At 67.7% G+C, this 23,849-nt stretch carries 18 protein-coding genes; 6 read left to right on the forward strand and 12 right to left on the reverse strand.

Annotation, left to right across the window (positions count from 1 at the left end):
* Nucleotides 1-159: 159 nt before the first annotated feature.
* Genes IC535_RS12330 through IC535_RS12345 form a run of 4 tightly spaced genes read right to left on the reverse strand, consistent with a single transcriptional unit; the run spans nucleotide 160 to nucleotide 4,861 of the window.
* Nucleotides 160-1,737, reverse strand: coding sequence for a DHA2 family efflux MFS transporter permease subunit (locus IC535_RS12330; RefSeq protein WP_228886540.1), 1,578 nt, complete (start codon nucleotides 1,735-1,737; stop codon nucleotides 160-162).
* Nucleotides 1,738-1,744: 7 nt separating this feature from the next.
* Complete coding sequence (emrA, locus tag IC535_RS12335; protein WP_228886539.1) at nucleotides 1,745-2,926, reverse strand: multidrug efflux MFS transporter periplasmic adaptor subunit EmrA; 1,182 nt, start codon at nucleotides 2,924-2,926, stop codon at nucleotides 1,745-1,747.
* A gap of 10 nt (nucleotides 2,927-2,936) precedes the next feature.
* A complete protein-coding gene (locus tag IC535_RS12340; protein ID WP_228886538.1) occupies nucleotides 2,937-4,421 on the reverse strand; it encodes an efflux transporter outer membrane subunit in 1,485 nt (494 codons plus the stop codon).
* Entirely contained in the window at nucleotides 4,418-4,861 is a 444-nt protein-coding gene (locus IC535_RS12345) for a MarR family winged helix-turn-helix transcriptional regulator (protein WP_228886609.1), read from the reverse strand. Before IC535_RS12345 ends, IC535_RS12340 begins: the two co-directional genes overlap by 4 nt.
* Nucleotides 4,862-5,008: 147 nt before the next feature.
* On the opposite strand from IC535_RS12345, the gene IC535_RS12350 reads away from it, so the two are divergent.
* Together IC535_RS12350 and parC are read left to right on the forward strand one after the other, a co-directional pair.
* Nucleotides 5,009-5,890, forward strand: a complete 882-nt coding sequence (locus IC535_RS12350; RefSeq protein WP_228886537.1) for a helix-turn-helix domain-containing protein — start codon at nucleotides 5,009-5,011, stop codon at nucleotides 5,888-5,890.
* 57 nt (nucleotides 5,891-5,947) lie between these two features.
* On the forward strand, nucleotides 5,948-8,191 hold the full coding sequence (gene parC, locus IC535_RS12355; protein WP_228886536.1) for a DNA topoisomerase IV subunit A: 2,244 nt from the start codon (nucleotides 5,948-5,950) through the stop codon (nucleotides 8,189-8,191).
* A 265-nt stretch (nucleotides 8,192-8,456) separates the two neighbouring features.
* Here parC and bfr read toward each other — a convergent pair whose 3' ends face one another.
* The 3 genes from bfr to asnB form a co-directional block, all read right to left on the reverse strand.
* A complete protein-coding gene (gene bfr, locus IC535_RS12360; RefSeq protein ID WP_228886535.1) occupies nucleotides 8,457-8,945 on the reverse strand; it encodes a bacterioferritin in 489 nt (162 codons plus the stop codon).
* Nucleotides 8,946-9,532: 587 nt separating this feature from the next.
* A complete protein-coding gene (locus tag IC535_RS12365) occupies nucleotides 9,533-10,918 on the reverse strand; it encodes a cation:proton antiporter (protein ID WP_228886534.1) in 1,386 nt (461 codons plus the stop codon).
* Nucleotides 10,919-11,009: 91 nt separating this feature from the next.
* Nucleotides 11,010-12,701, reverse strand: coding sequence for an asparagine synthase B (gene asnB, locus IC535_RS12370; RefSeq protein WP_228886533.1), 1,692 nt, complete (start codon nucleotides 12,699-12,701; stop codon nucleotides 11,010-11,012).
* Nucleotides 12,702-13,025: 324 nt separating this feature from the next.
* On the opposite strand from asnB, the gene IC535_RS12375 reads away from it, so the two are divergent.
* Both IC535_RS12375 and IC535_RS12380 read left to right on the forward strand, forming a co-directional pair.
* A complete protein-coding gene (locus IC535_RS12375) occupies nucleotides 13,026-13,919 on the forward strand; it encodes a tetratricopeptide repeat protein (RefSeq protein WP_228886532.1) in 894 nt (297 codons plus the stop codon).
* Between the two features lie 189 nt (nucleotides 13,920-14,108).
* Complete coding sequence (locus tag IC535_RS12380) at nucleotides 14,109-14,792, forward strand: pentapeptide repeat-containing protein (protein ID WP_228886531.1); 684 nt, start codon at nucleotides 14,109-14,111, stop codon at nucleotides 14,790-14,792.
* A 196-nt stretch (nucleotides 14,793-14,988) separates the two neighbouring features.
* On the opposite strand, the gene dapE is transcribed toward IC535_RS12380, so the two are convergent.
* From dapE to map, 5 genes are read right to left on the reverse strand one after another with little or no spacing between them, the layout of a single operon-like run.
* Nucleotides 14,989-16,116: a succinyl-diaminopimelate desuccinylase gene (dapE, locus tag IC535_RS12385; RefSeq protein WP_228886530.1), complete on the reverse strand. Its 1,128-nt coding sequence runs from the start codon at nucleotides 16,114-16,116 to the stop codon at nucleotides 14,989-14,991.
* A complete protein-coding gene (locus tag IC535_RS12390; protein ID WP_228886529.1) occupies nucleotides 16,113-16,475 on the reverse strand; it encodes an arsenate reductase in 363 nt (120 codons plus the stop codon). Before IC535_RS12390 ends, dapE begins: the two co-directional genes overlap by 4 nt.
* A gap of 8 nt (nucleotides 16,476-16,483) precedes the next feature.
* Complete coding sequence (gene dapD / locus IC535_RS12395) at nucleotides 16,484-17,560, reverse strand: 2,3,4,5-tetrahydropyridine-2,6-dicarboxylate N-succinyltransferase (RefSeq protein ID WP_228886528.1); 1,077 nt, start codon at nucleotides 17,558-17,560, stop codon at nucleotides 16,484-16,486.
* Complete coding sequence (locus IC535_RS12400; RefSeq protein WP_429000388.1) at nucleotides 17,560-20,181, reverse strand: [protein-PII] uridylyltransferase; 2,622 nt, start codon at nucleotides 20,179-20,181, stop codon at nucleotides 17,560-17,562. Before IC535_RS12400 ends, dapD begins: the two co-directional genes overlap by 1 nt.
* Before the next feature lie 20 nt (nucleotides 20,182-20,201).
* Nucleotides 20,202-20,975 (reverse strand): type I methionyl aminopeptidase, encoded by a 774-nt coding sequence (gene map, locus IC535_RS12405; RefSeq protein ID WP_228886525.1) that lies wholly within the window; start codon nucleotides 20,973-20,975, stop codon nucleotides 20,202-20,204.
* A gap of 557 nt (nucleotides 20,976-21,532) precedes the next feature.
* Between map and rpsB the strand changes: the two genes are divergently transcribed.
* Both rpsB and tsf read left to right on the forward strand, forming a co-directional pair.
* Complete coding sequence (rpsB, locus tag IC535_RS12410; protein ID WP_228886524.1) at nucleotides 21,533-22,390, forward strand: 30S ribosomal protein S2; 858 nt, start codon at nucleotides 21,533-21,535, stop codon at nucleotides 22,388-22,390.
* A 126-nt stretch (nucleotides 22,391-22,516) separates the two neighbouring features.
* Nucleotides 22,517-23,395: a translation elongation factor Ts gene (gene tsf, locus IC535_RS12415; RefSeq protein ID WP_228886523.1), complete on the forward strand. Its 879-nt coding sequence runs from the start codon at nucleotides 22,517-22,519 to the stop codon at nucleotides 23,393-23,395.
* Nucleotides 23,396-23,849 lie beyond the last annotated feature (454 nt).

Raw genomic sequence — 23,849 nt, forward strand, 5'->3', positions numbered from 1 at the left:
CTGGCATGCGGCGGCCCGTCCTCCTCCGACAGGGGAAAACCAAGACGCTGCTCTTCACCATGGATGCATGAGGAGCCGGCCAGCGGCCGGCACTACCGTGCGTGGCGCCAACGAAAAACCCGCCTTTCGGCGGGTTTTTCGTTTCAGCTCAACACCGCATCAATGCCCGCCGGCCGACGCCGCGCCCGCCCCCGCACCGAACGGCGGCTTGGCCAGCCACAGGAAGGTGATGATGGCCAGGAAGATCCAGCCCAGCAGGAAGAAGATGTCGTTGAAGCCCATCTGCGAGGCCTGGTGGTTGATCATGTTGTTCAGCGCCGCCGCTCCATGCTGCAGGTCGCCCTGCCCCATCGCGGCCACCTGATCCTGCATCCCCGGGGTGTAGCCGGAAATGTGTTCGGTCAGGTGCGCGTGGTGTTCCTGGCTGCGCCGTGCCCACAGCCAAGTGGTCAGCGATGCCGCGAAGCTGCCGCCCAGGGTGCGCAGGAAGGTGGCCAGGCCCGAACCGGCGGCGATCTCGCGCCCGTCCAGGTCCGACAGCAGGATCTGCAGCACCGGCATGAAGAACAACGCCACGCCGATGCCCATGATCAGCTGGATGCCGGCCACGTGGCCGAAGTTCACCTGCAGGTTGAAGCCCGAGCGCAGGAAGCTGGTGAAGGACAGGAACACGAACGCGATGGTGGCCAGCATGCGCATGTCGAAGCGCGAGGCATACTTGCCCACGAACGGGGTCATGATCACCGGCAATACGCCGATCGGCGCGGTGGCCAGGCCGGCCCAGATCGCGGTATAGCCCATGTCGCGCTGCAGCCACTGCGGAATCAGCAGGGCCACGGCGAAGAACGCTGCATAGGCCACCACCATCGCCAGCGTACCGGCGCGGAAATTGCGGTGGCGGAACAGCCGCAGGTCCACGATCGGATCCTTGTCGGTCAGCTCCCAGATCAGGAACACCGCCAGCGCCACCACCGACACGCAGGCCAGCACCACGATCTTGGCCGAACTGAACCAGTCTTCGTCGTTGCCCAGGTCCAGCACCAGCTGCAGCGCGCCCACGCCGATCACCAGGGTGACCAGGCCGACGTAGTCCATCTTCGGCTTTTCGATATGCTCCGGGCGGCCCTTGAGCTGGTTGCCCACCACCAGCGCGGCGAAGATGCCCAGCGGCACGTTGATCAGGAAGATCCATTCCCAGCTGTAGTTGTCGGTGATCCAGCCGCCCAGGATCGGGCCGGCGATCGGCGCCACCACGGTGATCATCGCCAGCAGCGCCAGCGCCTGCCCGCGTTTCTCGCGCGGGTACAGCGACACCAGCAGGCTCTGGGTGATCGGGTACATCGGCCCGGCCACGAATCCCTGGATCGCGCGCGACACCACCAGCATGCCCATGCTCTGCGCCAGCCCGCACAGCAGCGAGGCCATGGTGAAGGCCAGCGTGGCCCACACGAACAGCTTGGTCTCGCCGAAGCGGCGGCTGAGGTAGCCGGTCAGCGGCAGCGCGATGGCCGTGCTGACTGCAAACGAGGTGATGACCCAGGTGGCCTGCTGCGAACTGGCACCGAGGTTGCCGGCGATGGTGGGCAGCGACACGTTGGCGATGGTGGTGTCGAGCACCTGCATGAACGAGGCCATCGCAAGGCCGGCGGTGCACAGGGCGACATTGGCCGGCGCGAAGCCGACCACCGAACCTGGCGCGCCCGGTGTGCCGGGCGCGGCGGGAGCTTGTGCGGACATGGTGGCCTCAGCTCGCCTTGGCCTGCTGCGGCAGGTTGCTCTGGATGATCTGGTGGATCACATCGTCGGCGCTGTGCAGCTGCTTGGCGTAGACATCGGTGTCGAACACCTGGCCCTTGGCGGTTTCGGTAGGCAGCACGGTGCCCTTCTGGTCGCGCAGGCTGACTTCGGCCTTGATCGACAGGCCGATGCGCAGCGGATGTTCGGCCAGCTGCTTGGTATCGATGGCGATGCGCACCGGAACGCGCTGCACGATCTTGATCCAGTTGCCGCTGGCGTTCTGCGCCGGCAGCAGCGAGAACGCCGAGCCGGTGCCCAGGCCCAGGCTGTCGATGCGGCCCTTGTAGGTGACATCGCCGCCGTACAGGTCCGAGCGCAGCTCCACTTCCTGGCCCAGGCGCATGTGGCGCAACTGGGTTTCCTTGAAGTTGGCTTCCACCCACATCTGTTCGGTCGGCACCACCACCATCAGCGCATTGCCCGGCTGCACGCGCTGGCCCACCTGCACCGAACGACGGGCCACATACCCGGCCACCGGCGCGACGATGCCGGCGCGGGCGTTGTTGAGGTAGGCCTGGCGCAGCTGCGCGGCGGCGGCCTGCACGTCCGGCTGGGTGGCGATCACGGTGTCATCGACCAGCGCGTTGTTGCGCTCGAAGGTTTCGCGCGACCCGGCCACGGCCGCTTCGGCGGCGGCCAGTTCGTCACGGGCGTGGGCCAGTTCTTCGTTGGAGATGGCGCCGGTGGCGGCCAGCCCCTTACGCCGGTTGAAATCCTCACGCACGCGCTTGAGGGTGACCTGGCGCGCGTTCAATTCGGCCTGGGCGCCTTCCACGCTGCGGTACAGGCCGCGGGTCTGGCGCACGGTCTTGGCCAGGTTGGCTTCGGCCTGCTGCAGGGCCACTTCGGTGTCGGCCGGGTCCAGCTGCACCAGCAGCTGGCCGCGCGCCACGCGCATGCCGTCATCGGCGTTGATCGATACCACGGTACCGCTCACCAGCGGGGTGATCTGTACCTGGTTGCCCTGCACATAGGCATCGTCGGTTTCTTCGAACCAGCGGCCGAACATGAAGTACCACAGGGCCAGCGCGGCCAGCAGCAGCACCACGATGACCAACAGGCCGCGCAGCAGCTTGCCGCGACGGGAGGGAGCTGCCGGGGCGGCAGCAGGAGCGGATGTCTGGCTCATGGAAGGCGTCTCAGGAATGCGTGGAATCAGGGGCGGTGGCGCGCGTGGCGGTATCGCCGGACGGGGTGAAGCCACCGCCCAGCGACTGGCTCAGCCGCACCGAAACAAGGATCTGCCGGGACTGCAGGTCGGCCAGCCGCTGCTGGGATGCCAGCAGCTGCTCTTCGACGGCCAGGACCTCCAGGTAGCTGCCGATCCCGGCGCGGTAGCGCTGCCCGGCCAGGTCGTGCGCGGCGCGGGCGGTGTCCAGCGCCTGTTGCTGGGCGGCGGCCTGGCTGGCCAGCGAACGCACCGCGTTGACCTGGTCGGCCACATCGCGCAGCGCGTTGAGCACCGACTGGTTGTAGTCGGCCACGGCCAGGTCGTACTGCGCGTCGGTCTTGTCCAGGTTGGCGCGCAGGCGGCCGCCGTCGAAGATCGGCAAGCTCAGTGCCGGGCCGAGGAAGGCGAAGGTGGAACCGCTCTTGAGCAGCTGGTCCACTTCACTGGACACCACCCCGCCCAGCGCGGTCAGGTTGAGGCTGGGGTAGAACTGCGCCTTGGCCGCGTGGATCTGGCGGTTGGCCGCCTCCACCCGCCAGCGCGCGGCCACGATGTCCGGGCGGCGACCGAGCAGCTCGCTCGGCAGCACGCCGGGCAACTGCAGGGCCAGCGGGTTGAGCGGTCGCGGGCGTTCGATCTGCAGGCCGCGGTCCGGGCCCTGTCCGACCAGCGCGGCCAGCGCCGTGCGGGCCTCGTCGATCTGCTGGCGGGCGGCCTGTTGCTGCTGCTGCGCGGCGGGAATGCGCGCTTCGGCCTGGCGGGTCTGCAGGTCGCTGTCGATCCCGGCACGGCGGCGCTGGGCGGTCAGCTCCAGGGTCTTCTGCGCGCGCGCCAGTTCTTCGCCGGCCACATCGTGGAGCGCCCAGGCATAGCCCAGTTGCGCGTAGGCCTCGGCGATGGCCGCCGACAGGTTCAGGCGCGCGGCCTGGGCGTCCACTTCGGCGGCATGGCCGCTGTCCACGGCCGCTTCCCAGGCGGCACGCTTGCCGCCCCACAGGTCGATGCCGTAACTGAAGCTCAGGTAGGCCTGGCCGCTGCCGGCATAGCTGCCGCCAAGCTCGTCGCCGACCATCGATTCGGGCAGGCGCACTCCCGTATAGCCGCCGGAAGCGGACACGCTGGGCAGGCGCTCGGCATGGGCGGTGCCGATCTGCGCGCGGGCCTGGCGCAGGCGCGCATCGGCCGCGTCCAGGCCCGGGTTGCGCTGCAGGCCTTCGGCGATCAACGCGTCCAGTTGTGGGTCGCCCAGCGCGCGCCACCAGTCGGTGGCCGGCCAGCCGGGCTGGCTCAGGCCATCGGCGGCCAGGGTGCGCTGGGTCTGCAGGCTATCGGCATCGAGCAGCCGGCCGCTGGGCTCGAGCCCGCCGTGGCTGGCGCAGGCGGCCAGGGCCAACGCCAGTGCGGAGACCAGCAGCGGGCGTAACGAAGTAAGGCGATCGGGGAAGGTGGTCATGGCGTAATCAGGGAGTCGCGTACACGGGTCATGAGGGAAAGCAGCTGCGCGCGCTCGTCGGTGGACAAATCGCGCATGGCGTCGTTCATCGTCTGGTCGCCGCGCTGCTTCAGCCGGGCCCACAACTGGCGGCCCTCGTCGGTCAGCACGATCTGCAGTGCCCGCCGGTCCTGGGCATGCGGCTCACGCCGCACACAGCCCATCGCTTCGAGCTTGTCCAATAGCCGGGTCACCGCACTGGGCACCTGGTCCAAGGCCTGGGCCAACTCGTTGGCGGTGCACGGGGCCTTGGCCGAGAGCACCTTCAAACCGAGGTAGTGGGTGAAACCAATGCCGAGGTTTTCCTCGGCCATCGTCGTGTCGAGCTGACGGACCAGGCCGTCGCGCACCTGGCGCAACAGCAGACCGAAGCTGGGAGGCGTGGTTTCAGGACAGATCATCATGGGGCGGCACTTTACTTCCAAAAAATATATTTCTCAATGGAAATATTAAATCTGGAACAAAATGCTGTGTTGCAACAGCCAGAACAATGCAGGGGCGCCCACCTTAATGGCCTATTCCAGTGGCCCGGTATTACAATCTGGACAATGAATAACGTTTTCAGGCCAGAGCAGGCTGCCGCCCTCCCGCCGGCCCAGGTGCGGCATGACGTGCTGGACTGGCTCGAACGCGACGATGGCCAGGCCGTGCTCGGCTTCCAGATCGAGAGCGCGCGCGGGCTGGACCGGGAAATCGACTGGCACACGCATCGCCGCGCCCAGCTGATCAGCGTCGAGGCGGGCCTGCTGAACATCCGTACCCGCCACGGCAACTGGTCGCTGCCGCCGGGCTGCGCCGGCTGGATGCCGCCCGGCGAGCCCCACACCGTGGGCATTTCCGGGCCGTTGCGGGGCTGGGGCCTGATCGTCACCGCAGCGGCCGCCCACGACCTGCCCGAGCAACCGTGCGTAGTGGCCATCTCCGACCTGCTGCAGGCCCTGGCGGCGCGGGTGACACGCTGGGTGCCCGGCGCCGGCACCGACCTGCGCCAGCAGCACATGATCGAGGTGCTGCTCGACGAGATCCGCAACGCCCCGCGCCAGCGCATGCACCTGCCGATGCCGCAGGACCGGCGCCTGCTGCGGATCGCCTCGCAGCTGATCGCCGCGCCGGCCGACGGCCGCAGCCTGGAACAATGGGCGCAATGGGCCGGGCTGTCGCCGCGTACACTGACCCGGCACTTCCGCGACGAAACCACGCTCAGCTTCGCCCAGTGGCGCCAGCAGGCCCGCCTGGCCGAGGGCCTGCGCCGGTTGTCGGACGGCCGCAGCGTGTCCGACATCGCCCACGAACTGGGGTTCAGCAGCCCCAGCGCCTTCGTCACCGTGTTCCGCCGCCACTTCGGCTGCCCTCCGGGGCGCTACCTGGCACGCAACGGACACCCCCTGAATCCATCACGCGGCTTGGCATCCCCGGCCGCATCCGGATAATCGACCGCTGCGAGGGCGACAGCCGTCGCCGTCCCTTGCCACAGGTAACAATCCCGCATGACCGATCTTGCCCGCCCCGCCTTCCACGGCTTTGAACAGCTGCCCCTGCGCGAGTACGCCGAACGGGCGTACCTGGACTATTCGATGTACGTGGTGCTCGATCGCGCACTGCCGTTCATCGGCGACGGCCTCAAGCCGGTGCAGCGCCGCATCATCTATGCGATGAGCGAGCTGGGCCTCAATGCCGCCTCCAAGCCGAAGAAGTCCGCGCGCACCGTGGGCGATGTGATCGGCAAGTACCACCCGCACGGCGACAGCGCGTGCTACGAGGCGCTGGTGCTGATGGCCCAGCCGTTCTCTTACCGCTACCCGCTGATCGAAGGCCAGGGCAACTTCGGTTCCACCGACGATCCCAAGTCGTTCGCGGCGATGCGTTACACCGAATCCAAGCTGACCCCGATCGCCGAGGTGCTGCTGGGCGAAATCAACCACGGCACCACCGACTGGACCCCGAACTTCGACGGCACCCTGGAAGAACCGACCTGGATGCCGGCGCGCCTGCCGCACCTGCTGCTCAACGGCACCACCGGCATCGCCGTGGGCATGGCCACCGATGTGCCGCCGCACAATCTCAACGAGATCGTCAGCGCGCTGCTGCACCTGCTGGACGACCCCGACGCGAGCATCGCCGCGCTGTGCGAACATGTGAAGGGCCCGGACTACCCCAGCCACGCCGAGATCATCACCCCGATCGCCGACCTGCGCACCATGTACGAGACCGGCTACGGCAGCGTGCGCGCGCGTTCGACGTTCTTCAAGGAACACACCAACATCGTGATCAACGCGCTGCCGTTCCAGGTATCGCCGTCCAAGGTGATCGAGCAGATCGCCGCGCAGATGCGGGCCAAGAAGCTGCCGTGGCTGGAAGACATCCGCGATGAATCCGACCACGCCAACCCGGTGCGGGTGGTGCTGGTGCCGCGCTCCAACCGCGTCGATGCCGACCAGCTGATGGGCCACCTGTTCGCCACCACCGACCTGGAGCGCAGCTACCGGGTCAACCTCAACGTGATCGGGCTGGACGGGCGTCCGCAGGTGAAGAACCTGAAGATGCTGCTCAGCGAATGGCTGCAGTTCCGCGCCACCACCGTCACCCGCCGCCTCAACCACCGCCTGCAGAAGGTCGAGCGCCGCCTGCACATGTTGGACGGCCTGCTGGTGGCCTTCCTCAACCTGGATGAAGTGATCCGCATCATCCGTACCGAGGATGAAGCCAAGCCGGCGTTGATCGCGCGTTTCGCGCTGAGCGAGGAGCAGGCCGAGTACATTCTGGAAACCAAGCTCAAGCAGCTGGCCCGCCTGGAGGAAATGAAGATCCGTGGCGAGCAGGAGGAGCTGGCCAGGGAGCGCGACAAGATCCTGGCGATCCTGGACAGCAAGGCCAAGCTGAAGAAGCTGATCCGCGACGAGCTCACCGCCGATGCCAAGAAGTTCGGCGACGCGCGCCGCTCGCCGCTGGTGCAGCGCGGTGCGGCGCAGGCGATCGACGAGACCGAACTGGTGCCCAGCGAGCCGATGACCGTGGTGCTGTCGGAAAAGGGCTGGATCCGTGCGGCCAAGGGCCACGACATGGACCCCTCCACCCTGTCCTACCGCGATGGCGATGCCCTGCTGGGTTCGGTGCGCGCACGCAGTACCCAGCAGGTGGCGTTCCTGGACAGCGAGGGCCGCGCCTATTCGACCCTGATCCACACCCTGCCCTCGGCGCGCGGCAACGGCGAACCGCTGACCGGCCGCTTCTCGCCGGCGCCGGGCAGCCAGTTCATCACCCTGGCCAGTGGCGAGAACACCACCCGCTTCGTGCTGGCCTCCAGCCACGGTTATGGCTTTGTGACCCGCTTCGAGAACCTGACCGGGCGCAACAAGGCCGGCAAGGCCATGCTCAACCTGACCTCCGGTTCCAAGGTGCTGACCCCGGCGGTGGTCGCCAACCCGGACACCGACCGCATCGTGGCGGTGACCAGTTCGGGCAACCTGCTGGCGATCGCGGCCAGCGACCTGCCGGAACTGGACAAGGGCAAGGGCAACAAGATCATCGACATCCCCAAGGCCAAGCTCGCCACCGAGCGCGTGGTGGCGGTGGTCTCGGTGTCGCCAGGCAATACCCTGCTGGTCCGCAGCGGGGCGCGCACCATGAACCTGTCGTTCAAGGACCTGGACACCTACCTGGGCACGCGCGCCACGCGTGGCCATCTGCTGCCGCGCGGCTGGCAGAAGGTGGAAGGGTTGGCGGTGGAATAGCGCCGACCGCTGGTCGGTTGCGGTTCTTTCCCTCACCGCGGGGAGCCGGCCAGCGGCCGGCACTACCGATCAGACGCGCACAAAAAGGCCGGGTTTCCCCGGCCTTTTTGCTTGGTGCAACGTCGCTGGCGGGCGGATGCTGGCGGGCGGACGATGGGTTGTGCGGCTGGCTGGCGAATCGCTGGCTGGCATGCATACCCGGATCAAGTGGCACGGGTAGTGCCGGCCGCTGGCCGGCTCCACCGCAATGCCCTGATGCACGCGATCAATGCGCCGGAGAACCTTTGGCATCGATCTTGCTGGTCTGGTACAGCGCCAGCCCGATCCGCTTGATCAGGCCCAGCTGCTGTTCCAGCCACCAGGCATGGTCTTCTTCGGTGTCCTTCAACTGCACCAGCAGCATGTCGCGGCTGACATAGTCCTGGTGCTGCTCGCACAGCTTCATGCCGGCGGCCAGGTTGTGGCGCACGCTGTATTCGGTGTCCAGGTCCTTCTGCAGCATCTCTTCCACGGTCTTGCCGGGCTCGAAGGCATGCGGGCACATGTCCGGGTCGCCACCCAGGAACAGGATGCGGCGCAGCAGCGCGTCGGCGTGCTGGGTCTCTTCTTCCATCTCGTGGTTCAGCCGTTCGTACAGGGCGAACAGGCCCTGGTCTTCATAACGGCGCGAATGGATGAAGTACTGGTCGCGCGCGGCCAACTCGCCGCGCAGCAGTTCCTTCAGGCAGGCGATGACGTCCGGGTTGCCTTTCATGGGGGTGCTCCTGATGAATCGATGGGCGCCATGGTGCCCCATCCGAAATTCCAATGATCTAATCGGAATCAGTTGCAGTTGCGCTTGGCTCGGTATCCACACGATCTTCACATCCGCGCCGCTGGCCCGTAGGCGCCGCACCTGTACCGGGCGGGATGCAGGGCTTCGGTGATGTTCCTGCGTTTCCCTGCCGATCAGCGTTGTCGGCAGTCGTTTGGGAACCGACCCTGCCAGTGGGTTGGCCGGTCGCTGCATCCGGCGCGGATTGATAGCGCCGCCGTATGCGCGCCGCGCCATCGGCATGGCGGTAGGGTCGGATCCGGATCGACTGCCGACCCAGCCGATGGGTGCAGTGACGCATGGAAACGGCCGAAGCCATTGGGTGGGTCGTGCGCGGGGATGCAGGGCTTCGGTGATGTTCCTGCGTTTCCCTGCCGATCAGCGTTATCGGCAGTCGTTCGGGAACCGACCCTACCGGCGGTGCCTGCAGGTCGCGTTGCCGATCATCCCGGTTGACAGTCGTTTGCGAACCGGCCCTGCCGCGAGTTTCCGTTGCGCCCGGCCGCCCAACGCCGGGCGCAGGTCGGCTACCGGCGCTTCCACCGCTCCATTCCGTTCAACAGCGGCCCGGTCATCGCGGTGGTCACCAGCGCCATGATCACCAGCACCGCGAACAGGCGGTCGCCCAGGAAGCCCAGTTCGTAGCCCAGGTTGAGCACGATCAACTCCATCAACCCGCGGGTGTTCATCAGCGCGCCCAGCTTCCATGCTTCCGCGCTGCCCATTCCGGCACTGCGCGCCGCGCTCCAGGTTCCCAGCAGCTTGCCCAGGGTGGCCACTGCAATCACCACCACGCACAACAGCGCATCGCTGGCCTGCAGTGCATCGGCGCGCAGGCGCAACCCGGTCATCGCGAAGAACAGCGGCAACAGCAGGGTCACCGCGAACGGCTCGACCCTGCTGGCCACCGTATGCCGCAACGCCGCATTGCCCGACACCGCCACACCGGCGGCAAACGCACCGAACAAGGCATGGATGCCCAGCATCTCGGTCACCAGCGCACAGCCCAGCGCCATCAGCAGCATGATCAGCAACCAGCGGCCTTCCTGCCCGGCCGCGATCACCTGCCGCGAAAACCACGGCCGCACCAGGCCCAGCATCAGCGCAACGAAGGCGACCACGCAGACCAGGTTGATCGTCGCCGGTACCCAGCCCTGCGCCTGCGCGGCGGCCACGATCAATGCCAGCAGGCACCAGGCCGTGGCATCGCCCAAGGCCGCACAGGCGATCGCGGTCTGGCCCAGCGGCGTGCCGGTCATGCCGCGGTCGGCCAGGATGCGCAGCAGTACCGGGAAGGCGGTGATGCTCAATGAAATGCCCACGAACAGCGCAAAGCCGGTGAACCCCACCCCGCCGGGCGCATGCGCGCCGTACAGCCAGATCGCCAGCGCCACACCGAGCACGAACGGCACCGCGATGCCGGCATGGCTGACCACGAACGCGAAACGGCGACGCCCGCGCAGGCCGCCCAGGTCCAGTTCGGCACCGGCGACCAGCAGGAACATCAGCACCCCCAGCTGGCTGAGCAGGCCCAGCGACCCCAGCGAAGCGGCCGGAAACAGTGTGCCGTGCACCTGCGGCAACAGCGCGCCCAGCACCAGCGGGCCCATCATCAGGCCGGCGGCCATCTCGCCGATCACACCCGGTTGGCCCAGACGCCGGAACAACCAGCCGGCGCCCTTGGCCACCAGCAGCAGGACCAGCAACTGCATCAGGAACAGGCCCAGCGGCGCATGCAGGTGCGCGGCCCAGTCCGTCCCCAGCGACGATTCGGCGCGCGCCACCTGGGTGGCCACGCCGGGGCCGGCGTAGCGCGCCAGGCCCAGGCCCACCAGCAACGGCACCGCCACCCAGCCCAGGTAGCGCCATGCCAGCCCGCTGCGGCGCATGCCGCCGGTGGTCCCTGATTCCATTACCGATCCCCATCGATTGACGGAGCAATTCTACGGGCTGGCGGCATTCCCGCCAGTGGCGCGGTGCCGTTGCACCGCGCCGCCGCACGACTCAGGCCAGGGCCTGTTCGTGCACCCCCGCCACCGCACGGCCGGACGGGTCGGCCATCGCCGCGAAGCTGGCATCCCAGGCGATCGCCGCCGGCGAAGAGCAGGCGATCGACTTGCCGCCCGGCACCGTTTCGGCCGCCGCCTGGGTCGGGAAGTACTGCTCGAACACATGGCGGTAGTAATACGCTTCCTTGGTCTGCGGCGGGTTGTGCACGAAACGCTTGTCGGCCGCGGCCATCACCCGGTCGCTGATCTGTTGTTCGGCGTGCGCCTTGAGCCCATCGATCCAGCCGTAGCCGACGCCATCGCTGAACTGCTCCTTCTGCCGCCACAGGATCGATTCGGGCAGATAGCCTTCAAAGGCTTCGCGCAGCACCGCCTTCTCGATCCGGCGCGCGCCGTCGCCGCCCTGCCCGACCATCTTGTGCCGGGCGTCGATGCGCATGGCCACATCGAGGAACTCGCGGTCCAGGAACGGCACGCGCGGCTCAACCCCCCAGGCCATCATCGACTTGTTGGCGCGCAGGCAGTCGTAGTTGTTGAGCGCATCGAGCTTGCGCACCAGTTCGTCGTGGAATTCGCGCGCGTTGGGCGCCTTGTGGAAGTAGAGGTAGCCGCCGAAGATTTCGTCGCTGCCCTCGCCGGACAGCACCATCTTCACCCCCATCGCCTTGATCCGGCGCGCGAGCAGGAACATCGGGGTGGACGCGCGGATGGTGGTGACATCGTAGGTCTCCACGTGGCGGATCACTTCAGGCAATGCATCCAGGCCTTCCTCGAAGGTGTATTCGAAGCCGTGGTGGACCGTGCCCAGGGCCTGCGCGGCGATTTCCGCGGCGGCCAGGTCGGGCGAACCCTTCAACCCGATCGCGAAGGAATGCAGGCGCGGCCACCAGGCCTCGCTCTGGTCGCCGTCCTCGATGCGGTGGCGCGCGTAGCGCGCGGCCACGGCGGCCACCAGCGAGGAATCCAGGCCGCCGGACAACAGCACCCCATACGGCACGTCGGTCATCAGCTGGCGGTGCACGGCGCGTTCGAATGCCTCGCGCAGCGCGGCACGGTCGGCTTCCACGCCTTCGACCGCGTCGTAGTCGCGCCACGGGCGCTGGTAGTAGCGGGTCAGCGTGCCGGTGGCGCTGTCGTACCAATGGCCCGGCGGGAACTGGGCGGCGTCGGCGCAGTTGTCCACCAGCGACTTCAGTTCGGAGGCCACCACCAGCCGGCCCGCGCTGTCATGGCCCCAGTACAGCGGCACCACCCCGATCGGGTCGCGCGCGATCAGCACCCGCTGGGCGTCGCGGTCCCACAGCGCGAAGGCGAAAATGCCGTTGAGGCGGTTCAACCACGAGGCCGGCGCGTCTTCACGGTGCAGCGCGTTGATCACCTCGCAGTCCGAACCGGTCTGGAACGCATAGGGCTGGGCCAGTTCGGCCTTCAGTTCGCGGTGGTTGTAGATCTCGCCGTTGACCGCCAGCGCCAGTTGGCCGTCCTCGGACAGCAGCGGCTGCGAGCCGCCGGCCGGGTCGACGATGGCCAGCCGTTCGTGAACCAGGATGGCGCCGGCATCGGCATACACCCCGCTCCAGTCCGGGCCACGGTGGCGCTGGCGCTGCGACAGGTCCAGCGCGTGGCGGCGCAGGGCCGGGAGGTCGTCGCCGGCCTGCAGACCGAAAATACCGAAGATCGAACACATGGGAACAACTCCTGGTGATGGGGGATACACGTAGTGCATGCGTTCGAGCGGCCACAAAAAAACCCGCATCGGCCGATGCGGGTTTTCTGGGGTTCGGGCGTGTTGCTTGTACTAGCCCTGGTCGCAGTCCCGCATCGGCCGCGCACGATTGTTCGCGCGCAGATTATTGCGGTTGGTATTGATGACGGCGGTGGCCAGGAGCGAGGACATGGACCGACCGTACCCGGCTTTGGGCCGCCGTGCAACTGTTGCGATGGCAACCGATTCAGTGGGCGCGTTGGCAGCGGCGCGGATAATGGCCGCCCCCACTGCAGGACGCCATGGATGCCCCTTTTTCCCCTCCGCCGCTTGCTGCCGGCGCTGATGCTGCTGGCCCTGGCCGGCTGCGCCAGCGCCCCGCAGCGCCCGGTAAGCGACACCGAACGCCAGGCACTGGCCACTGCCGCCGATGGCAGTTTCGATTCGACCATGCGCGTGGCCAGGATGTACCAGGGCTGGAACGATGTACGTGCGCTGGACTGGTACGCACGCGCGACGGCCACCACGCCACGTACGTTCCGCCACACCGTCGCCGAGGAACAGCTCGGCACCATCCTCGAACGCGGCCGGCTGGACAGCGCCGACACCCCGCAGAAACCCGAGGCGGTGGTGCTCAAGCCCTCTGCGCGCAAGGCCTTCCACTGGTACCAGCGCGCGGCCTACCACGGCTCGCCGTATGCGATGGACGACCTGGAAAAATGGTACGAACGACGCGGCCAGATGGAGGGCGCGCTGCGCTGGCGGCTGCGTTCGGCGGTGTACATGCGCGAGTTGTACAAGCTGGATCCACTGCGCAAGGCCACCAGCGGCTCGGGCCGCTACGGCAGTCCGGCGCAGGCCGGGGCGCCCACCAACCCGGTGATCGCGCGCATCCAGCGCCGTGCGCAACGCGGCGACGCCGAATACCAGGTCGACCTGGGCGCGCTGTACGAAGCCGGCATCGGCGTGGTGCAGGACAAGGCCGAAGCGCTGCGCTGGTATGAGCGCGCCGGCGCCCAAGGCAACGTGTACGGCCAATACCTTGCCGGGCTGGCACTGGGTCGTGGCGGCGATGGGCTGGACAAGAACGTGGACGCGGCCGCGGCCTGGTTCGCCAAGGCCCAGGCGCAGGACTTCTACATGGCCGAGGAATCCTATTGGCGCCGTGCCATCGCCCCGCCGTTCTGGACGTTTGAATGATCGACAACCATTGATGCCTGTATTGCCTCGGTAGCCACCGTCCGTGGGCCGGCGGTGGCCCCGCCACAGGATGGACCGCGTTGATACCGACAGCGGTGCCGCAACCGGACACAACGCGGCAACGCGGTACACACATCGCGCGCACCAGCAAGGCTGCAACGGCAGCCGGATCTCGTCCAGAATGGATGCATGAACACTGTCACCTTCCGCGATGAATCCATTTCCCGCGAGCGCATGCAGGCGATCGTCGCCGCGCACCCGCGCGTGGCGGTGTTCGAGTCCTGCCATTTCGATGGCGGCGATTTTTCGCGGCTGGACATGGACGGTTTCCAGTTCAACCAGTGCTCGGTGGCCGGCGCCAGCTGGCTGGCCGCCTCGCTCGAGGAAAGCCGATGGGTCAAATGCCGCGGCGGCCAATGCGATTTCAGTTCCGCGCTGCTGGGCGACGCCCGTTTCTCGCATTGCGACCTGAACAACAGCCACTGGCGCCGCGCCACGCTGTCTTCGGTGCAGTTCCACGACTGCAAGCTCACCGGTGCGCACCTGCAGGAAGTCAGCGGCTGGGCGCTGGAGTTCCGCGATTGCCTGCTGGTCAGCGCCGATCTGCGCGGGCTGTCGTTCCGCAAGGCGCAGCTGCAGGGCCTGGATTTTTCCGAAGCCGAACTGTCCGGCTGCGACTTCCGCGATGCGGTGTTCAACGGTGGCAGCCTGCGCAATGCGCAGACCCGGCTGACCCGTTTCGAAGGGGCCGACCTGCGCGGCACCGATATCAGCGGGCTCAACGTGATGGATGCCAAGTTGTTCAGAAAGGCGGTGATTTCGCAGCGACAGGCCGCCGCGGCGTTGGCCGCGTTCGGGTTGATCGTGGCGTAACGGCAAACCGACCAACGGTCGGTTCCCACCTGACACGGCAGGTGTCGACCATCCGGTAGTGCCGGCCGCTGGCCGGCTCCGGGGATTGCCAAACGGAAGGAGGAGCCGGCCAGCGGCCGGCACTACCGCAATCGACCAACGGTCGATTCCTACCTCGCGCGGCAGGCACCGACCGTTGGTCGGTGCGGCGCCCCCATCAGGCCAACAACCGCTCGATCAAGCGCTGGTACAACGCCGGCAGCCGTTCCAGGTCGGCCACGCGCACGTTCTCGTCCACCTGGTGGATGCTTGCATTGACCGGCCCCACTTCAATGCACTGCGCGCCCAACGGGGCGATGAAGCGGGCATCGGAGGTACCACCGCCGGTGCTTTCCTCCGGCGGCGCGCCGGCAAACTCACCCAGCACCTCGCGCGCCACCTGGCGCAACCTGCCTTCCGGGGTATGGAACGGCTCGCCGCTGCGATGCCATTGCAGCGTGTAGTCCAGCCCATGCCGGTCCAGCAGCGCGGCGATCTCCTGCTCCAGCGCCGGGGCATTCCAGTGCGGGTTGTAGCGCAGGTTGAACAGCACCTGCAGCTGGCCGGGGATCACATTGTTGGCACCGGTGCCGGCGTGGATGTTGGAAATCTGCAGGCTGGTCGGCGGGAAGCTCTCGAAGCCATCGTCCCACTGCCGCGCGGTCAGTTCGGCCAGCGCCGCGGCGGCCAGGTGGATGGGGTTGCGCGCCTTGTCCGGATAGGCGACGTGACCCTGTACGCCGGTCACCGTCAAGGTCGCCGACAGGCTGCCGCGACGGCCGACGCGCAGCAGGTCGCCAAGCACGGCAGTAGACGACGGTTCGCCGGTGATGCACCAGTCGATCGCCTGCCCGCGTTCGCGGAAGATATCGGCCACCCGGCGCACGCCGTCGATGGCGTCGCCTTCCTCGTCGCTGGTCAGCAGCACCGCCAGGATGCCCGGATGCCCGGGATGGGCGGCGACGAACTGTTCGGCCGCCACCACGAACGCGGCCACGCTGCCCTTCATGTCCGCCGCGCCGCGCCCGTACAGCACGCCGTCGCGGATCTGCGGGTCGAACGGATCGCTGGTCCAGGCCGAGACCGGCCCGGTCGGCACCACGTCGGTATGCCCGAGCAGCACCAGGACCGGCCCGCCCTGCCCGTGGGTCGCCCACAGGTTGTCGACCTCGCCCAGTCGCAGGTGTTCGCAGCGGAAGCCCGCGCGCTCGAGGCGGCCAGCCAGCAGCGCCTGGCAGCCGGCGTCCTCGGGGGTGACCGAGGGGCGCGCGATCAGCTCGCAGGTCAAGCCGACGACATCGCTCACGCGCCCACTCCGAACCGCTGCTTGAAGCCGTTGTCCGAGAAACCCTGGGTCATCGCGCCATCGGCGCTGACCACCACCGGGCGCTTGATCAGTTGCGGGTACTCGCGCAGCAGCAGCTTCCACTCCGCGTCCGAACCGGCCGCCTTGCGGTTGTCCGGCAACTGCCGCCAGGTGGTGGAGGACTTGTTGACCAGCGCGGCAAAGCCACCGGCCTGGGCGGCCCAGTCGACCAGGGTCTCCGGCGCAGGCTTGTGGTCGCGATAGTCGACGAAGGTATAGGCCACCTGGAAGCGGTCCAGCCACTTGGTGGCCTTCTTGCAGGTATCGCAGTTCTTCAATCCGTAGACGGTCGTGGTCATCGCGGCACTCAGTCGGCCAGGCCGCGCAGCAGGTCGTTGACGCTGGTCTTGCTGCGGGTCTTGGCGTCGACCTGCTTGACGATCACCGCGCAGTACAGCGAGTGCGAGCCGTCCTTGGACGGCAGCTGGCCGGACACCACCACGCTGTACGGCGGCACCGAGCCGTAGCTGATCTCGCCGGTGGCGCGGTTGTACACGCGGGTGCTCTGGCCGAGGAACACGCCCATGCCGATCACGCTGTGGTGGCCGACCACGAAGCCTTCCACCACTTCCGAACGGGCGCCGATGAAGCAATGGTCTTCGATGATGGTCGGGCTGGCCTGCAGCGGCTCGAGCACGCCGCCGATGCCGGCGCCGCCGGACAGGTGGCAGTGCTTGCCGATCTGCGCGCACGAACCCACCGTGGCCCAGGTGTCGACCATGGTGCCTTCGCCGACGTAGGCGCCGATGTTGGTGAAGCTGGGCATCAGCACCACGTCCTTGCCGAAGTAGCTGCCACGGCGCGCGATCGCACCGGGCACCACGCGCACGCCGGCGCGGCGGAACTTGGCTTCATCGAAGCCGGCAAAGCGCGATTCGACCTTGTCCCAGAACGGCGCCGGGCGCGCGTCGACCACGGTCATGTCGTTGACCCGGAAGTACAACAACACGGCCTTCTTCAACCATTCGTTGACCTTCCAGCCGCCGTGGCCATCCGGCTCGGCGACGCGGAATTCACCGGTTTCCAGGCCGTCGATGACGCGCCCGACCAGCGGCTTGGTCGAGCCTTCCAGTTCGTGCAGGGTCAGCATCGCCCGGCGCTCGAACGCGCTTTCGATGCCGAACTTCAGTTCCTCCACGCCCGGGCTGGCCGGCTTGCGCAGCGACTTGCGCGCGATGGTGGCATCGCGGCTGGCGCTGCGCCTGGCGGCAGCCTCGGCCGGCGTGGCGAGCGGCTTGGCCGCGGCCGTCTTGTTCGGCGCCGCCTTTTTCGCGGCGGCCTTCTTCACCGCAACCGGCCTGGTGGCGGGCGCGGCCTTGGCAGCGGTGGTCTTTTTGGCCGGCGCGGGCTTGGCGGCGGTCTTTTTGGCGGGCTTGGTAGCCATCAGTGGGGGTCTCCGGCGTTTCGATCAGGGTCCAGGCAGGCCAGCATTGCATCGTGCAGTTGCTGCCTGGCGGATTCGGCAAGGGGGTGGTCGTGCTCATCGCTGATCACGAACATGTCTTCGGCGCGTTCGCCGAACGTTGCGATGCGTGCGTCGTGCACGCGCAGGCGCTGGTTGCGCAGCACGAACGCCACGTCGGCCAGCAGGCCGGGGCGGTCGGGCGCGATCAGGCTGAAACGGGTGCCCTGGCTGCCGCCGTCGCTGGCCTCGCGGAACTCGATCCGCGGGGCGAAGCGGAAATGCCGCAGCTGGCGCGGGATCACCCGGCGCGACGGGCGCAGCCGGGTCAGGTCGCCGGCAAGGGCTTCGCGCAGCGCGGCCTGCAGGCGCAGCGCGTCGCCGTCGGCAAAGCTGTCGGCCGGGGTTACCTCGAAGGTATCGAAGATGGTGTCGGCCGGGCCGTCCAGCACCCGCGCGCGATGGATGCCGTAGCCCTTGCGGTCCAGGGTCATCACGATCGCGGCGAACAGGCCGTCGCGGTCGGGGGAATGCACGAACACTTCCAGCGCATCGTCGTCGGCGGTGATCCGGCGCACCTTGACCAGGGTCTGGCCCTGCCTGAGCGGCACCAGCGCGGCGGCCTGCCAGGCCAGTTGTTCCGGGCGCAGGCGGATGAAGCTCTCATCGGGCATCACCGCGAACTGGCGTTCGATGGTGGCATCGTCGTAGCCGCGCTCGCGCACCAGCGCGCGCACCGATTCGCGCGCCTCGGCCACGCGTTCGGCGGCGGGCATCTGGTTCTCCAGGCCCTCGCGCAGCGCGCGCCGCGCGGCGAAGTACAGGTCGGCCAGCAGCCGGTCCTTCCAGGCGTTCCACAGTTTCGGGCTGGTCCCGGCGATGTCGGCGCAGGTCAGCAGGTACAGGTAGTCCAGGCGGTCGCGGCTGGCCACCAGGGTGGCGAAACGGTGGATCACCTCCGGGTCGGAGATGTCCTGCTTCTGCGCGGTCACCGACATGCGCAGGTGCTGTTCGACCAGCCACGCCACCAGCTCGGTGTCCGAAGCGCTCAGCGCATGCGCCTGGCAGAAGGCGCGCGCATCCACCGCGCCCAGTTCGGAATGGTCGCCGCCGCGGCCCTTGGCGATATCGTGGAACAGCCCGGCCAGCAGCAGCAGCTCGGGCTTGCGCAGGCGCGGCCATACTTCGTGGGCAATCGAGAAACGCTCGTCGGCGCGGCTGCTGGCGAACAGGCCGATGTTGCGCAACACCATCAGGGTGTGCTGGTCGACGGTGTAGACATGGAACAGGTCGAACTGCATGCGCCCGGACACCTGCGCGAACGCGGGGATCCACTGGCCAAGCACGCCCAGCCGCGCCATCCGGCCCAGCGTGTCGACCGCCCGCGGGCTGCGCAGCAGCGTCATGAACTGCTCGCGCGCGGCCACGCTGGCCTCGATATAGGGCGGCAGGCCGGCCAGGGCTTCGGCCAGCGCGCGCGCGGTCAGCGAATGCAGGCCGCGTACATCGGGGTTGTAGGCCCAGCTGGAGAACAACGCGAACACCTGCTCGATGTCGCCCTGTGGCCACGCGGCATCATTGGCGGCCAGGTAGCCGCGGCGCAGCGAGAAACCGACGCTGACCGGCTGCGGCACGGCTTCGCCGTCGAACTGTTCCTCGAAGCGTTGCAGCAGACGGTCGCTGATCCGCCGCACCACGGTGGCGCTGCGGTAGAAGCCCTGCATCATCTTTTCCACGCCCAGGCTTTCCGGGTCGTCGGCAAAGCCCAGCCGCGCGGCGAGGGTCTTCTGGTAGTCAAAGCGCAGGCGTTCTTCGGGACGGTTGGCGACCAGGTGCAGGCCAAAGCGCAACCGCGCCAGTGCGCAGCGTTCGCGCTTGAGCGCGGCCGCTTCATCCGGGCCCAGGTGGCCCAGCCCGACCAGGGCTTCAAGGTCGCGCACGCCGAAGGCGCGCAATGCCATCCAGCCCAGCGTATTGAGGTCGCGCAAGCCGCCGGGGCCGTCCTTGATGTCCGGCTCCAGGTTGTCGGCGGTGTCGCCGAACCGCTGGTGGCGGGCCAGCAGTTCTTCGCGCTTGGCCAGGAAGAATTCGCGCGGCGGCCACAGCCCGGCCACGTTCACTGCCGCCTTCAGGGCCTGCCGCGCAGCCTCGTCGGCCAGCACCGGGCGCGACTCGATCAGCGCGGTGAGCACGGTCTGGTCGGCGCTGGCCTGGCTGCACTCCTCGACCGAACGCACCGCATGGCTGACCGGCAGCCCGCAGTCCCAGAGCAGCGCGAACAGCCGCGCCAGCTGCGGTTCGTGCAGGCGCTGCTGCGCGGGCGCGCCCAGCACCAGCAGGTCGATGTCCGAGCGCGGGAACAGCTCGCCGCGCCCGTAGCCGCCCACCGCAAACAGCGCCAGGCCGCTGCCGGCCGGCAGGCAACGCTGCCAGGCCAGCCGGATCAGGTGGTCGGCCGCGCGCGCGCGCAAGGCCAGCAGGCGCTCGATGTTGTCGCCCTGGTCGAAGCGCCGGTACAGGCGCGCATCGGTCTGCTGCAGCGATTGCCGCGCCAGCGCCGCCCAGTCGGGGTCGGCAACCGCATCGGCCGGCGCGTCCAGCATCGGGCTCGCCGGCAGCATGCTCAGACCTGCGATTCGCCGGGCGACAGGGTCAGCACGTCCACGCCGGCCTCGGTGACCGCGACCATGTGCTCCCATTGCGCCGACAGCTTGCGGTCCTTGGTCACCACAGTCCAGCCATCGGGCAGCACCTTGTTGTAGCGGGTGCCCTCGTTGATCATCGGCTCGATGGTGAAGGTCATGCCCGGCTGCAGCACCAGGCCCTGGCCGGGCCGGCCGTAATGCACCACCTGCGGTTCGTCGTGGTAGACCTTGCCGATGCCATGGCCGCAGTACTCGCGCACCACGCTGAAGCGTTCGCCCTCGGCGTAGCTCTGGATCGCATGGCCGATGTCGCCCAGCGTGGCGCCCGGCCTGACCGCGCGGATGCCGCGCCACATCGCTTCATAGGTCGCCTCGACCAGACGCTTGGCCATTACCGACGGCGTACCGACGTAGTACATGCGGCTGGTATCGCCGTGCCAGCCGTCCTTGATCACGGTGACATCGATATTGACGATGTCACCATCCTTGAGGACCTTGGCTTCGCTGGGGATGCCATGGCAGATCACGTTGTTGACCGACGTGCACACCGTCTTGGGGAAGCCACGGTAGCCGACATTGGCCGGCGTGGCCTTCTGCACGTTGATGATGTGGTCGTGGCAGATGCGGTCCAGCTCTTCGGTGGTCACGCCCGGCTTCACATGCGGGGTGACCACGTCGAGCACTTCGCTGGCCAGGCGGCCGGCGATGCGCATCAGTTCGATTTCCTCGGGGGTTTTAAGATTCACGCTCATGGCGCCCATTATCGCCGATCCGGAGCCAGTCTGAACGGGCACGGGCGGAACGCTGACAGCCCCGGTTCGGCTCGCCACCGGGCGGGCGGCCCCTGCATGCCCGGGCCTGCCACGCGTGGGGTCGGCCTGCTGCCCTACAATGCCGGCCGTCCATACTTGGCTGATCGCCCGATGCCCGCCCGCGCCGGCGGCCACCTCCACCGGCAGCCGCCCGGCTAGGCCAGCCACGGACCGGCGTATCAGCGCCCAGGCGGGCCCCTGCCCCGCCCGCCCATGCCTGCGCAGGCGGTCGGTTCCGGGCCCGGCCGGGCGCAATTGCACCGGCGGCCGATGGCGGGCTATAATCGACCAGATCCCTCGTGCCTTGGCCCAGGATCAACGTCAACACCGGACGTCACCGGTGAATCCACACCTGCCGCCCATATCCGTGCCGGGGTGCTCCGCAAGGAGTTCGGTCACGGAAGCGACAGGGAAGCCAAACCCCGGAACCACCCGCCTTGCGGCGGACCGCCCATCTATTACCCGTGGCGGCCGGTTCCCTATCAGGAGTTACTGCAATGCCCCAGGTCACCATGCGTCAGATGCTGGAAGCCGGCGTCCATTTCGGCCACCAGACCCGTTACTGGAACCCCAAGATGGGCCAGTACATCTTCGGCGCCCGCGGCAAGATCCACATCATCAACCTGGAAAAGACCGTTCCGCTCTTCAATGACGCGATGAACTTCATTTCCAGCGTTGCGCAAAAGCGCGGCACCATCCTGTTCCTGGGCACCAAGCGCAGCGCCCGCGAATCGATCCGCGAAGAAGCCGAGCGTTGCGGCATGCCCTTCATGAACCAGCGTTGGCTGGGCGGCACCCTGACCAACTTCCGTACCGTCAAGCAGTCCGTTGCCCGCCTGAAGGAACTGGAAGCCGGCGAAAGCGACGGCACCTTCGAAAAGCTGGTCAAGCACGAAGTGCTGGGCCTGCGTCGCGAGCGCGACAAGCTGGAAGCCTCGCTGGGCGGCATCAAGGACATGAACCGCCTGCCGGACGCGATCTTCGTGATCGATATCGGCCATGAAGACATCGCCATCAAGGAAGCCAAGAAGCTCGGCATCCCGGTGATCGCCGTGGTCGATACCAACTACAACCCGGAACTGGTCGATTACGCGATCCCGGGCAACGACGACGCCATCCGCGCTGTGCAGCTGTACGCCCGCGCCGCTGCCGACGCCGTGCTGGAAGGCAAGGCCGCCGCACCGCACGCCGCCACCGTCCGTGAAGAAGAGTTCGCCGACGCGCCGGCCACCGAAGAAGCCAAGCCGGCCCGCCGCGCTCCGGCCAAGAAGGCCGCTGCTGCTCCGGCCGCTGCTGCCCCGGCTGCTGCCGACGCCGCTCCGGCTGCCGACGCCGCTGGCGAAGCCCAGGCCTGATCCAGGCCCGCGGTGGGCGCCAGACGCCCACCGCTCCTGCCCGCTGCCGATGGCGCGAGGACAGGACACTGTCACACGGGCCGGCCACCATGCCGGCCCAACCCCTTTCTTTCGTGAGGAAATCCCGTGGAAATCACTGCTTCCCTGGTCAAGGAACTGCGCGAGCGCACTGGCGCCGGCATGATGGAGTGCAAGAAGGCACTCGTCGAAAACGGCGGCAACATCGACGCCTCGGCCGAATGGCTGCGCAAGTCCGGCCTGGCCAAGGCCGACAAGAAGGCTGACCGCGTGGCTGCCGAAGGCATCATCGTGGCGGCCCAGGACGGCGGCAAGGCCGTGCTGGTCGAAGTCAACTCGGAAACCGACTTCGTCGCCAAGGACAGCAACTTCCTGGACTTCACCAAGGCCGTCGCCGCGGTGGCGCTGAGCTCGGGCGCTGCCGACATCGACGCGCTGAAGGCAGCCAAGCTGCCGTCCGGTGAGTCGGTCGAAGAATCCCGCGCCGCGGTGATCGCCAAGGTCGGCGAGAAGGTCGACGTGCGTCGCATCGTGCGCCTGGAATCGACCAACAACGTCGCGGCCTACGTGCACGGCGGCCGCATCGGCGTGCTGGTCGAGCTGGCCGGCGGCAACGAAGAGCTGGCCCGTGGCCTGGCCATGCACGTGGCTGCGATGAACCCGCCGCACAACAAGGCCGCCGATGTGCCGGCCGAGTTCGTTGCCAAGGAAAAGGAAATCGAGCTGGCCAAGATGTCCGACAAGGAAAAGGCCAAGCCGGCCGACATCCTTGAGAAGATCATCAGCGGCAAGATCGCCAAGATCGTCAACGAAGTGACCCTGTACGGCCAGCCGTACGTGCTGGACACCAACCAGTCGGTCGAGCAGGTGCTCAAGGCTGCCGGCGCCGAAGTGATCGGCTTCCAGCGCCTGGCCGTCGGCGAAGGCATCGAGAAGGTGGTGGAAGACTACGCCGCCGAAGTGATGAAGCAGGCCGGTCTGGCCTGATGCATCCAGCCAGTGCTTCGGCGCTGGCGCGATGACGAAAAAACCCGGCTTCGGCCGGGTTTTTTCGTGGATGGTCTTTTGATGCTTTTTGTGAAAAGCAGCGTCTTGATCTTCCGCGCGTGAGGAGGACGGGTAGCCCCATGCGGGACACGCCGTAAATACATCCTTGTAGGCTTGGCGAAAACATCCATGTTTTCGACAGTCCCGCATGGGGCTACCCGCCCTCCTCTGCATGGATTTCGATATGCGGAAGGGAAAGCAGCAGCATTTCTGCGCGGTAGGTCCGACCCATGGTCGGACGCTCTTCTCCCCCGCACTGCGATGTCCGAGCATGGCGCGGACCTACCGCTGTTTCTCTGCGCACCGGCAATGTGTGAAGGGTTGGCGTGGGTGGGTTGGCGGGACTGTCGAAAACATGGGTCCGGCGTATACGCCGGACGGGTTGGGCAGGACG

The organism is Stenotrophomonas rhizophila, assembly GCF_020857975.1.
GTDB lineage: Bacteria > Pseudomonadota > Gammaproteobacteria > Xanthomonadales > Xanthomonadaceae > Stenotrophomonas > Stenotrophomonas rhizophila_C.